Source organism: Shewanella sp. Isolate8 (assembly GCF_022398495.1).
GTDB lineage: Bacteria > Pseudomonadota > Gammaproteobacteria > Enterobacterales > Shewanellaceae > Shewanella > Shewanella aquimarina.
Genome location: NZ_JAKEVI010000004.1, coordinates 14,805 through 26,992, shown reverse-complemented (window position 1 = coordinate 26,992; position 12,188 = coordinate 14,805). Strand labels below are relative to the sequence as shown.

The window sequence follows — 12,188 nt, the reverse complement described above, 5'->3', positions numbered from 1 at the left end:
CGTCTAATTATCAACATTTTTTTAGCTTAATTGCATTCATTGATTGCCGCTCGGCTGAGGCTCTTGGGGCAATAGGTGCGATAACCAACAATAAGAGGTGTCCCATGAAACCCTATCTTCTGGCTGCAAGCATAGCGTTACTGCCACTGTCGGCCTTGGCCGACCCGAGTGCGACGCAAGTGGTGAAAGGGTTTATCGACGCCTACAACCAACACAGTGTCGAGCAGATGCTGACCCATGTATCGGACGATGTGCGCTGGATGCATATCTCTGGCAGCAAGATAGAGGTGGAAACCTCGGATAAGGCGCAGTTCGGCGCCGCCATGACAGATTATTTCGAGACCCTCACCGGCGCCCAGGCCAGCATCATCGAGCTGATCGAATCGTCTCACTTTGTCAGCACGGTAGAGCGTGTGACCTGGGAAAACGATGGTGAGCAACTCAGTCAATGCAGCATAGGGAATTTCCGCGTGCAGGACGGTAAGATCGCCGAATTCTGGTATCTGCCCGCCCACGCCTGTGACGAGCAGCTCGAGGCCGTACAGGAAGTTGAGCCTGCACCTATGGTCGATCCGAATCAGCCTAGCCAGCAGTAGCGGAGGCGTTCGTGCAGCAGAAGTATGTTATCGCGCTCGATCAGGGCACGACCAGTTCACGTACCATCATCTTCGATCATGACGCCAATGTCGTGGCCATCTCCCAACGAGAATTTTCTCAGATCTACCCTAAGGCGGGATGGGTGGAACACGATCCCATGGAGATCTGGGCCTCTCAAAGCTCGACCCTGATCGAGGCTCTCGCCAGGGCGGGGATCCACAGCGATGAGGTGGCTGGCATCGGCATCACCAATCAGCGTGAAACCACCATCCTGTGGGACAAGACCACAGGCAAACCTGTCTATAACGCCATCGTCTGGCAGTGTCGTCGCAGTCAGCCTCTGTGCGAGTCTCTGAGAGAGGCGGGTTATGAGGAGTACATCAGGCAAAATACCGGTCTGGTATTAGATCCCTATTTCTCCGCCACCAAGATCCGCTGGATCTTAGACAATGTCGAAGGCGCCAGAGAGAAGGCCGAGGCTGGTGACTTGCTATTTGGCACCATAGATACCTGGCTGGTGTGGAAACTCACCGAGGGTAAGGTGCATGTCACCGACCCTACCAATGCCTCGCGCACTATGCTGTATAACATTCACCAGCAGGCCTGGGATCCTGTGCTGCTCGAGGCGTTGGATATTCCCGCGAGTATCCTGCCCGAGGTGAAGCCTTCTTGCGCCGTGTATGGCAAGACACGTATCGCCGGGGAGGGGGGCGAGATCCCCGTGGCTGGCATGGCGGGGGATCAGCAATCGGCCCTCTTTGGCCAGCTGTGTATCGACGAGGGGATGGCCAAGAATACCTATGGCACAGGCTGTTTCCTGTTGATGAACACAGGTCTGCAGGCGGTGCAGTCTAACCATGGCCTGTTGACCACCATAGCCGTGGGACCTAAGGGTGAGGTTAATTATGCCCTAGAGGGCTCGGTATTCATGGGGGGCGCTACCATTCAGTGGCTGCGGGATGAACTGGGGCTGATTCGCGATGCCCAGGACACCGAATACTTTGCCCTCAAGGTCAATGACAACAATGGCGTGTATCTGGTGCCGGCCTTCGTGGGACTCGGGGCGCCTTATTGGGACGCCAGCGCCCGCGGTGCCTTGGTCGGCCTTTCCAGAGGCGCCAATCGTAACCATATCATTCGCGCCGCACTCGAGGCGATCGCCTACCAGAGTCGGGATCTGCTCGATGCCATGACCAAAGACAGTGGCGTCGAGTTGAAACAGCTCAAGGTCGATGGTGGTGCCGTGGCCAACGATTTTCTGATGCAGTTCCAGGCGGACATTACCGATGTCGAGGTACAGCGACCTAAGGTGACGGAAACCACGGCCATGGGCGCGGCATTCCTGGCGGGCCTAGCCGTAGGATTCTGGCAATCGACGGCCGAATTAAAACACAAGGCGGGTGTCGAGCGCTGCTTTAATCCTGCTATTGCGGAAGAAGAACGTGAGGCCTTGTATCTGGGCTGGAAACGCGCGGTTGCCCAGGTGACCAGCGAGTCACTGAGCTAGGAATATTAGACGTCGATATCGATATGGGGCAGTGGTGAGTTTAGTGCTTCTTTTTCGGCCTCTTCTTCGGCTTGTTTCTGCGCCTGTAGGCGTCTCGCCTGGCCGCGTCGATCGTCGCGTCCGGGTCTGGGGTTGATGCGTCTATCAGTTTGACGACGACGCTCCAGATGGGGCGGCAGCTGCGACTGGGGCGCCTCATGACTGTCGGCATGGATGGCATCTATGTGCTCAGTCTGATCCACCACGCGCTTACGTGTTACCACACGTTGTACCGGTCTGGCTAACATGGCGTACAGGCTATCTAGGGAAAGCATCTCTCCTCCTTTTTAGGTTAGGTGTAACTCCTCTAACCTATCTATCGGCTGCATTTGCTTAAAATTTAGACACCTGTTTGTTATTTTTGTTCAGAGAGCCGTTTTTACTCAAGAGGGCTGTTTGGCCTGGGCCGGATTTAAGGCGGGTTTGGCCTCTGCCTGCGCTTTTTGCCAGTATCTTAGCTGGGCGCGGCTGGTGAGGGCGAGTTTGCCTTGGTGGCCGTTATGCTGACAGCTGAGGCGAATCCCCTGAGCCAATAGCTCTTCCTTGAGACGCGCGCGCTCCTCTGGAGTGGCCTTGGGAGCTTGGTCCACAAAGCGCACGCGGCACATGCCACAATGACCGCCACCGCCGCACTGACTGGCGATCCGATTTCGGTCGTAATTGAGGTTATCCAGCAGATTGCCTGGCGCCAGAATGATGTTTTCAAGTAGCTCTCCATCGGGGGAGAGTAGCGTCAATCTACTCTCCTTCTTGCTTGCGCGGCTAATTAGCTGCCAACTGATATAGTCGCCTGCGGCAAGTTTACGTACCAGTACCCAGGTGCCGCTGAGTCCGAGTAGCAGGGCGGCGAAGGCAATCAGCTGGGTGGCGAGATGATTGAAGCTCACGCCATTGTCGGGGTAATAGTCGATAAAATGCAGCATGAAGAGTAGCTGCTTGAATTCTGAGCCTAAATTCTCATGGGCCTTGACCTGGCCGCTCTGACCATCGATGAAGATCTGCGTGCTCCGCTCATCATGTGTGTCGATGCGGTAGAAGGCCGGATTGCCCCCATAGCGCTGCGCCGCTGCCTCATCGAGTATCGGCTCGGATAAGACCGCCTCTCCCCGGTAACTCTGCTTGGCAAGTCGCGTCAATTGCTCCCTATTGAGATTTACCGCCTCGCCGGTATCGGCCCAAAAGGCGTGGCTCCCGCTGCTTGTCTTGATGCGATAGATGGGGCGACCGAGTAGTGTATTGAGCTCGACCCGTTTAAGGTCTATCTGCTTGGTGCCACTGCCAGTGAGCTGCGCCGTTATCTCGGCAAGCGTCACTTTGGGGGAAATCAATAGGGCCTTTTCGGGCTTGGCGCGCAGGGCGTTGGCATCTAGCAATGGATCGTCGATCAGGTTAAATGCCAGGCCGGTCAGGGTCCAGATGAGAAGCTGGGCACCGACGATGAGGCCCAGGATGCGATGTATGCTTCTCGCGTTAATCGTATTTAGACTCATGCGCACTCCTCCTCGCCCCGTTTAAAGGCGATGAGCAGAAGCAGGGCACCGGAAAGCACTGTGAGTAGCGCCAGCAGGCTAAAGCCGGTCAGCAATGGATTATGCACATCTTCTCGGGTGTCATAGTCCATGATGTGTAGCATCCACATGACATCGAACAGGCGCCAGAAGTCGTGGCGCTTGGTGACCAACTCACCGCTACTGGCCGAGATATAGAGGCGTGAGTCGAAGGCATCGTTTAGGTTTATCTGCCACAGAGGCAGGTGTCGCCCGCCGACTTCGGCTGGTGCCGATTCGGTTAACAGCTCAGCGCTGGCGCCGGATAAGTTGCCAGGGTAGAGGCGGGCGGCGATCTTCATGGCCGCCTGCTGGCTTAATGGTTCAAGCGGCTCACCATCTCGTCCCGAGAGGTACAGGGGCTTACCTGTTAGATTGAGTTTATAGACGGGGCCGAGCGCGGTAGGCAGCAGCTCTAGCCTGGTTGCCTCGGGATAACGCGAGAGGATCGTCTCGGGTGATATGGTTAGCTGACTGGCATCTAACGTGAGTCTGGAATCATCGACGAGATGATCGCCATGGATATAGTCGATATCCATCAGCACCATGTAGAGACCGGAAATTAACCAGATGAGCAGTTGTGCCCCGAGAAAGAGGGTCAACCATTTGTGTGATTTTCGAAGCCAGCGGCCTTGTTTAGGAGTCAGCATAATTTTGTGTTTTTATTGGCCATCATAGGGATCAAGCGGTGTTTGAGCAAGCCATAATGGGTCTGAGTCCAATCGTTTAGGGTCGAACAGGCATACACGTTTCATCAGCCCAGACGGATCTTGGCGATCATGGCCTTAATTTGGGACGGCGATCCACTTATCGATCCACTAAAGCCTGTAGGTCCTCCACTTCTGTTTGTTTTTTCAACATATTTGTCCTCGAAATTCCCACAAATCTCCCCTGGATTGACTGTAGTTACAAATTTACAAACTGGCTGCTAACCCGCTTGAATACTGGCTTTATAAATGGTTGCATCCCTTGACAATGCTTGCACACTATCTCTAAACTTAGCATTTGTGGGAAATTGTGGATATTTGTGGATCTATTAACCAAAAAAACAAGGACGAGCTAACGTGTTTCGTGGAGCGAGTGCTATTAATCTTGACGCCAAAGGCCGGATCGCGATCCCCAAGCGATACCGCGAAAGCCTGCACGTCGAATTTAATAGCCAGCTGGTGATCACGGTCGACTTCGATGCCGCCTGTTTACTCATCTATCCACTCGAGGCTTGGAAGCAGATAGAAGCCAAGCTGTTATTGCTGTCAGATACCCAGGGACCCGAGCGCGCCATGAAGCGGTTGCTACTCGGTTATGCCCATGAGTGCGAGTTAGATAGCAATGGTCGCATTTTACTTCCCCCACCGCTACGTCAATACGCCAACCTGGAAAAGCATGCGATGCTGGTGGGCCAGTTGAATAAGTTTGAGCTGTGGGATGAGGCGGCCTGGCAGCAACAGATTGAACTTAGCCGTGAAACGATTCAAAGCGATGCCTTTGCCAACAGCGAGCGTTTGGCGGACTTCTCTTTGTGATAAGAGAATAACCATAAGTTAAAGAAGAGAGCGATGACTCAAGAATTTGCGCATTTATCCGTGCTGCTGACGGAAACGGTAGCCGGACTCAACATCAAGCCTGACGGCATCTATATCGATGGCACCTTCGGTCGCGGCGGGCACTCGCGCGAAGTGCTCAAGCAACTTGGCCCCAATGGCCGCCTGGTTGCCATAGATCGCGATCCTCAGGCGATCGCTGCCGCAGAGCAATTTGCCGATGATGCGCGTTTCTCTATCGTTCACGGTGGATTTGGCCAGTTGGCCCAATATGTCGACGATCTGGGCCTGAGAGGCAAGATCGACGGCATACTGTTCGATTTCGGTGTCTCTTCCCCTCAGCTAGACGATGCCGAGCGTGGCTTTAGCTTCCTGCGTGACGGTCCGCTGGACATGCGCATGGATAACTCCCAGGGGGAGACGGCCGCCGAGTGGCTGGCACGCGCCGAGATAGAAGATATGGCCTGGGTATTTAAGACCTATGGCGAGGAGAAGAACGCTCGCCATATTGCCCGCTGCATCGCCGCCGACAGAGACAAGACGCCTTTCCTGCGTACCAAGGAGCTGGCGGATCTGATTGCCAGGGTGAGCAAGAGCAAGGAGCGCAACAAGCATCCGGCCACCCGCGTATTTCAGGCGATCCGTATCTATATCAACAGCGAGCTGGAGCAGATCGATCAGGCGCTGGAAGGCGCGGTGACCGTGTTGGCTCCTCATGGACGCCTGTCGGTGATCAGCTTCCATTCGCTGGAAGATCGCATGGTGAAGCGCTTCATTCGCCGCCATAGCCAAGGTGAGTCGGTACCCCATGGGTTGCCGCTCACCGAGGCGGAAATTAATAAGACACGATTACTCAAGGCCGTGGGTAAGGCGATTAAGCCATCGGCCGAAGAAATTGACCGTAATGCCAGGGCGCGTAGCTCAGTGTTGCGGATTGCCGAGCGATTAGAGTACTAATCCTGTCGAGCAGACGTGAGAGACTAGGGGAACGCTAGTGAGTAAGTCACAACTTAACCTGACTCGTATCGTATTACTCGATCTTTGGCATCACAAGTGGGTGCTCTTGATGGCTTTTATTGTGATCGCGAATGCAGTTTTGGTGGTTTACACCAGCCATTCCAGTCGCAAATACACCAGCCAGTGGGATCAGTTGCTGCAAGAGCGCGACCGCTTGGATATCGAATGGCGCAACCTGTTGCTGGAAGAGCAGTCGCAGTCGGAACACAGTCGGGTGACACGGATTGCCACGAAAGAGTTGGACATGAAGCGGCCGTTACCCAATGAAGAAGTGGTGGTGAGAGTACCATGAGCAAGCAGGCGAAACGTAAACAGAAACCACAGCTGATCCACTGGCGTCTCTACGTCGTGGTTGGTTTCGTGTGTCTGCTGTTTACCAGCCTGGTGGGCCGAGCCGCTTATATTCAGATCATCGAGCCGGAAAAGCTGCGTCACGAGAGTGACATGCGCACCCTGCGCACCACGAGTAACGAGGTGCATCGCGGCATGATCACCGATCGCAACGGTGAGATGCTGGCGGTCAGTGTGCCGGTCAAGGCTGTGTATGCCGATCCTAAGGTGGTGCATGATCGCAACGGTTTCGCCGATATGCGTCGCTGGCAGGCGCTGGCCGATGTGCTGCACGAGCCCAAGGAGGAGATCCTGGCGCGGGTGCAGTCTAACCCCAAGAAACGTTTTACCTACCTCAAGCGCCAGGTTACTCCGGCGGTGGCCGAGTATATCAAGCAGCTTAAGCTGCCCGGCGTCTATCTTAAGGCCGAATCACGTCGCTACTATCCTACCAGTGAGATCAGCGCCCAGCTGGTGGGCCTGACCAATATCGATGACGTGGGTATCGAGGGGATCGAGAACACCTATAACGACTGGCTCACCGGTACGCCGACCAAACACAAGGTGCGTAAGTCCCGCGATGGTCACGTGGTGGAGCGCCTGGATACGGTGCAAACCGGCGAGAGCTCTAACGATCTGGTGCTGAGTATCGATCAGCGCATCCAGCAGTTGGCCTATCGCGAGATTAAGCGTGCCACAGAGATCAACCAGGCCACCTCAGCCTCAATCGTGGTGCTGGACGTGCATACGGGCGAGGTGTTGGCCATGGCGAACACCCCAAGCTATAACCCCAACTCCCGCGATAACCTGCAAAGCTATCGTATGCGTAACCGTGCCCTGACCGACGCCTATGAGCCGGGATCCACCATCAAGCCCTTCGTGGTCGCCGCGGCGCTCGAGGCCGGCACCATCAAGGAAGATCAGATCTTTAAGACACATCCGGGCCGCGTGCGTATCGGCGGCAAGATAGTGCGTGACGGCCGTAACTACGGCGATATGTCCCTGGGTGATGTATTGGTGCATTCCAGTAACGTGGGGATGACGCAGATCGCCCTGTCGATGCCGGTACAGGAGCTGCTGGGTTACTACCAGGCCATGGGACTGGGTAACTATTCGGGCATCAACCTGCCAGGTGAGAGTGCCGGTCTCATCCATGATCGTCGTCGTTGGTCCGATTTCGAGCGGGCCACTTTGTCGTTTGGTTATGCCCTGACGGTGACACCGCTGCAGATCGCCCGCATGTACGCCATGCTGGGCAGTGGTGGTGTGTTGTATCCCTCTTCGATTCTCAAGCTTAAGAAGGCGCCCGAGGGGGATCAGGTGATCTCGCCCGAGGTGGCTCGCAGCGTGATGCAGATGCTGATCGGTGTCACCGAGCCTGGCGGTACCGCCAAGAAGGCCCATATCGACGGCTATCCGGTTGCGGGGAAGACGGGTACCGCCCGTAAGGCCGTGGCCGGTGGCTATGGCGAAGATTATGTCGCCCTGTTTGCTGGGGTCGCGCCTGTGCACAATCCAAGACTCGCCATGGTTGTGGTGGTCAATGAGCCTAAGGGCGATCGTTATTATGGCGGCGATGTGGCCGCTCCCGTGTTTGCCAAAGTGATGTCAGGGGCACTACAGATGTTAAATGTTGAGCCGATCAGTGCTCGAGAAAAAGTTCAATTGGCCGGTAATGTCAGGAGGGGCGAATAATGCAGCTGTGCGATCTCCTTGCCCCCTGGTTTCACTACGCCGGCGGTGATTCACTCAGTCATCTGACGCTGGATAGTCGAGAGATAGGCCAAGGCAGCGTGTTTGTTGCCGTGCCGGGCCACAGCGTCGATGGACGGGACTTTGTCGATGCCGCCCTTTCACAGGGAGCCGTGGCGGCGCTGATTCATACCGACGATCCGGCGCTGCATGGCAAGGTGAGTCAAGAAAACGGCCTAAGGATCTACTTTTTTCAGCTGCAACGGCAGCTGTCGGCACTCGCCTCCCAACTCTATGTGCTGGGGCGGGACAGAATCAAGCTGATCGGCGTGACGGGCACCAATGGTAAGACATCGGTGACCCAACTGATCGCTCAGTTGAGCCAAGGTTTGAGCCAGCCGAGCGCCGTCATGGGCACCCTGGGCAACGGCATGTGGGGTCAGCTGGTCGATAGCGGCAACACCACGGCCGACCCGATCACTGTGATGCGTCAGCTCAACGAATTTGACCAACAGGGCGCGGCTGTCTGTGCCATGGAGGTCTCCAGTCATGGCCTGGTGCAGGGACGTGTCGATGCCGTGCCCTTTGACGTGGCCGTGTTTACTAACCTAAGCCGGGATCATCTGGATTATCACGGCTCTATGGATGCCTATGGTGCGGCCAAGCAGCGCCTGTTTAGATTCAGCTCACTGAGCCACGGCCTGATCAACCTAGACGATCCTGTTGGGCGTCAGTGGATCCAGGATAAACGCTGCAAGGGCTTGGTGGGCTTTAGCATTCAGGGCCAGGAAGACGCCTCTATCTATACCAAAGCGGTCAGGCAACATGCTCAGGGCGTCAGCGCGACGCTGGTCTGGCCCGAAGGCGAGGCGAAAATCGACTCGCCGCTACTGGGCACCTTTAACCTGTCTAATCTGGTGGCGGCCCTGGGGGCACTCTATCTGAGCGGATATTCGATGGCGCAGCTGCTGACTCAGGTATCCAGCCTTAAACCTGTGGCGGGACGCATGGAGCGTTTCACCACTCAAGACGGCGTCACCCTGGTGGTGGACTATGCCCATACGCCGGATGCCATAGAGCAGGCGCTTAAGGCCCTGCGCGGTCATTGCCGCGGTAAGTTGTGGTGCGTCTTCGGTTGTGGTGGTGACCGTGACAAGGGCAAGCGTCCCCTGATGGCCCGCGCCGCCGAAGACAATGCCGATTGCGTCATGGTCACCAGCGATAATGCACGTAGCGAAGATCCCATGGTGATCATCAATGATGTGCTGGCCGGTCTAAACAAGCCGCAGGTAGCCTTGACTCAAGTCGATAGACAAAAGGCGATCCGCGAGGTGGTGACCCTGGCATCCAGCGGCGATCTAATTTTGCTGGCCGGCAAGGGCCATGAGACCTATCAGGAGATCGCCGGCAAACGCCTGGATTATGATGAACGTGCCCTAGCGGCAGCCATTGCGAGGGGCGGCAAATGATTCCACTGCGACTGTCAGAGCTCGCCAAGGTACTGAATGCCAAGCATATCGGCGACGATCTTAGCGTAAGCAAGGTCTCTAGCGATAGCCGTGTGGTGGACTCTCAAACCCTGTTCGTCGCCCTCAAGGGTGAGCGTTTCGATGCCCATGATTTTGCCAGCAAGGCGGTGGCTGATGGCGCCAGCGCCCTACTGGTCGAGCGTGAGCTGCCGATCGCGGCGCCTCAGCTTGTTGTCACCAACAGCCAGAAGGCCATGGGCCAGATAGGTGCCTATGTGAAGCAGTGTGTCGCGCCTAAGAGCGTGGCCCTCACCGGCTCCAATGGCAAGACCAGCGTCAAGGAGATGGTGGCGACCATATTGTCGACCCAGCATCAGGTGCTTTATACCGCAGGCAACTTCAACAACGAAGTGGGCGTGCCTTTAACCCTGCTGCGTCTCGAGCCGCAACACGAATACGGGGTGTTCGAATTAGGCGCCAATCATCTCGGTGAGATTAATTACACTTCATCTTTAGTGCAACCCGATGTGGCGATGGTTAATAATGTCGCCTCGGCGCATCTCGAGGGATTTGGCTCGCTGGAAGGCGTGGCTAAGGCCAAGTCGGAGATCTTCCTCCACCTGGCTAAGGATGGTGTCGCCGTGATCAATGCCGACGACGCATTTGCCGATGTGATGCGCCGCGCGGCCGCTAGCCATACCCAGTTGAGTTTTTCATCCCAGGGGAATCCAGCAGATGTCAGCGCCGACGAGCTCAGAGCTGATGCCTTGGGCTGTTATCGCTTTTGGCTCAGTTACCGAGGCGAGCGGCGTCAGGTCAGCCTGCCGCTGTCTGGTCGTCATCAGGTGAGCAATGCCCTGGCGGCAACCAGCATCTGTTTGGCGCTGGGATTGTCACTGGATGAGATAGTTCAAGGACTGATGCAGCTGCAACCCGTGAAGGGCCGTATGCAGCCGACCCGTCTGGGACGCTTCTTGCTGATTGACGATACCTATAACGCCAATCCGGCCTCTGTGGGGGCGGCAATCGACTGGCTTCAAGAAATTGAAGGAAATCGCTGTTTAGTGCTGGGCGATTTAGGCGAATTAGGTGACAATGCGTCCCTTTTACATCGGCAGCTGGGCGAGAAGGCCAAGCAGCAGGGGATCGATGCCTTGTATTCACTGGGAGAGTTGAGTCGGGCGAGTAGCGAGGCTTTCGCCGGCAAGCACTTCACCGACTTAGATGCATTGGTTGTTGATTTAGTTAGTTATTTTAACCAGTTAACCGGCAAGGTGACTGTGTTAGTTAAGGGGTCTCGAAGCGCCAAGATGGAGCGGGTTGTCGAGGCCCTCATTGCCGCCTTTGAGCGCAAGGAGTTGTTTTAATGCTGGTTTATCTGGCTGATTATCTAACCCAGTTTTATTCTGGGTTTAACGTTTTCTCTTATGTGACCTTCAGGGCTATCCTGGGGCTGTTGACCGCCATGGTGTTTAGCCTGTGGTGGGGGCCTAAGATGATCGAGCGTCTGCAACTGCTGCAGATAGGTCAGGTGGTCCGCAACGAAGGGCCCGAGTCGCATTTTGCCAAGCGCGGCACGCCAACCATGGGCGGCCTGTTGATCTTGGCTGGCGTCTTCATCAGCGTGTTGCTGTGGGGCGACTTGGGTAGCCGCTATGTGTGGGTCATGCTCTTCGTGCTGGGCGCCTTTGGCCTGATCGGCTTTATCGACGATTACCGCAAGGTGGTGCGCAAGGACACCAAGGGGCTTATTGCGCGCTGGAAGTATATCTTGCAGTCCCTGGCGGCTCTGGCGATCGCCTTCTATCTGTATGCCTCGGCGGGCAGTGAAGGTGAGACCCAACTGGTGCTGCCCTTCTTCAAAGATGTGATGCCGCAGCTGGGTGCCTTCTTCATTCTGCTGGCCTACTTCACCATTGTCGGCTCGAGCAACGCGGTGAACCTGACCGACGGTCTGGATGGTCTGGCTATTATGCCTACCGTGATGGTTGCGGCGGCCTTTGCGCTGATTGCCTATCTGTCGGGCCATGTGCAGTTTGCTAACTATCTGCATATTCCTTATCTGCCAGGCTCGGGTGAGCTGGTGATCGTCTGCACCGCCATCGTCGGCGCAGGCTTAGGTTTCTTGTGGTTCAACACCTATCCGGCTCAGGTCTTCATGGGCGACGTGGGGTCGCTGTCTCTGGGCGCGGCGCTGGGCACCATCGCCGTGTTAGTGCGTCAGGAGATCTTACTGGTGATCATGGGCGGCGTATTTGTGATGGAGACAGTTTCTGTGATCCTGCAGGTCGGCTCATATAAGCTGCGCGGTCAACGTATCTTCAGGATGGCGCCTATTCATCACCACTACGAGCTGAAAGGTTGGCCTGAGCCTAGAGTGATCGTGCGTTTCTGGATCATCTCCCTCTTCCTGGTGTTGCTAGGCCTAGCAACCTTAAAGTTAAGGTAA

Annotated in this window: 12 protein-coding genes; 9 read left to right on the top strand and 3 right to left on the bottom strand. The window is 55.9% G+C overall.

The window, feature by feature from the left end; all coding sequences use genetic code 11:
• The first annotated feature begins 104 nt into the window (after nucleotides 1-104).
• Together L1D43_RS16410 and glpK are read left to right on the top strand one after the other, a co-directional pair.
• A complete protein-coding gene (locus L1D43_RS16410) occupies nucleotides 105-596 on the top strand; it encodes a nuclear transport factor 2 family protein (protein ID WP_239853297.1) in 492 nt (163 codons plus the stop codon).
• Nucleotides 597-607: 11 nt separating this feature from the next.
• Nucleotides 608-2,104 carry a glycerol kinase GlpK gene (glpK, locus tag L1D43_RS16405; protein WP_239853295.1) on the top strand — a complete coding sequence of 499 codons (1,497 nt, stop codon included), beginning with the start codon at nucleotides 608-610 and terminating at the stop codon, nucleotides 2,102-2,104.
• 5 nt (nucleotides 2,105-2,109) lie between these two features.
• Here the strand turns inward: glpK and L1D43_RS16400 are convergent, their stop codons facing one another.
• The 3 genes from L1D43_RS16400 to L1D43_RS16390 form a co-directional block, all read right to left on the bottom strand.
• Complete coding sequence (locus L1D43_RS16400) at nucleotides 2,110-2,418, bottom strand: hypothetical protein (protein WP_239853293.1); 309 nt, start codon at nucleotides 2,416-2,418, stop codon at nucleotides 2,110-2,112.
• A gap of 108 nt (nucleotides 2,419-2,526) precedes the next feature.
• On the bottom strand, nucleotides 2,527-3,633 hold the full coding sequence (locus tag L1D43_RS16395; protein ID WP_239853291.1) for a PepSY domain-containing protein: 1,107 nt from the start codon (nucleotides 3,631-3,633) through the stop codon (nucleotides 2,527-2,529).
• Entirely contained in the window at nucleotides 3,630-4,340 is a 711-nt protein-coding gene (locus L1D43_RS16390; RefSeq protein WP_239853289.1) for a peptidase, read from the bottom strand. The genes L1D43_RS16395 and L1D43_RS16390 overlap by 4 nt, the downstream gene beginning before the upstream one ends.
• 414 nt (nucleotides 4,341-4,754) lie before the next feature.
• On the opposite strand from L1D43_RS16390, the gene mraZ reads away from it, so the two are divergent.
• The 7 genes from mraZ to mraY are packed head-to-tail and all read left to right on the top strand — an operon-like array spanning nucleotide 4,755 to nucleotide 12,188.
• Nucleotides 4,755-5,213: a division/cell wall cluster transcriptional repressor MraZ gene (gene mraZ, locus L1D43_RS16385; protein ID WP_033539377.1), complete on the top strand. Its 459-nt coding sequence runs from the start codon at nucleotides 4,755-4,757 to the stop codon at nucleotides 5,211-5,213.
• A 33-nt stretch (nucleotides 5,214-5,246) separates the two neighbouring features.
• Nucleotides 5,247-6,188, top strand: coding sequence for a 16S rRNA (cytosine(1402)-N(4))-methyltransferase RsmH (rsmH, locus tag L1D43_RS16380; RefSeq protein ID WP_239853287.1), 942 nt, complete (start codon nucleotides 5,247-5,249; stop codon nucleotides 6,186-6,188).
• 37 nt (nucleotides 6,189-6,225) lie between these two features.
• Nucleotides 6,226-6,540 (top strand): cell division protein FtsL, encoded by a 315-nt coding sequence (gene ftsL / locus L1D43_RS16375; RefSeq protein WP_041509001.1) that lies wholly within the window; start codon nucleotides 6,226-6,228, stop codon nucleotides 6,538-6,540.
• Entirely contained in the window at nucleotides 6,537-8,273 is a 1,737-nt protein-coding gene (locus L1D43_RS16370; RefSeq protein WP_041509002.1) for a penicillin-binding transpeptidase domain-containing protein, read from the top strand. Before ftsL ends, L1D43_RS16370 begins: the two co-directional genes overlap by 4 nt.
• Entirely contained in the window at nucleotides 8,270-9,739 is a 1,470-nt protein-coding gene (gene murE / locus L1D43_RS16365; protein WP_239853777.1) for a UDP-N-acetylmuramoyl-L-alanyl-D-glutamate--2,6-diaminopimelate ligase, read from the top strand. The genes L1D43_RS16370 and murE overlap by 4 nt, the downstream gene beginning before the upstream one ends.
• Nucleotides 9,736-11,106 (top strand): UDP-N-acetylmuramoyl-tripeptide--D-alanyl-D-alanine ligase, encoded by a 1,371-nt coding sequence (gene murF, locus L1D43_RS16360; RefSeq protein WP_239853283.1) that lies wholly within the window; start codon nucleotides 9,736-9,738, stop codon nucleotides 11,104-11,106. The genes murE and murF overlap by 4 nt, the downstream gene beginning before the upstream one ends.
• Nucleotides 11,106-12,188, top strand: a complete 1,083-nt coding sequence (gene mraY, locus L1D43_RS16355; protein ID WP_239853282.1) for a phospho-N-acetylmuramoyl-pentapeptide-transferase — start codon at nucleotides 11,106-11,108, stop codon at nucleotides 12,186-12,188. Before murF ends, mraY begins: the two co-directional genes overlap by 1 nt.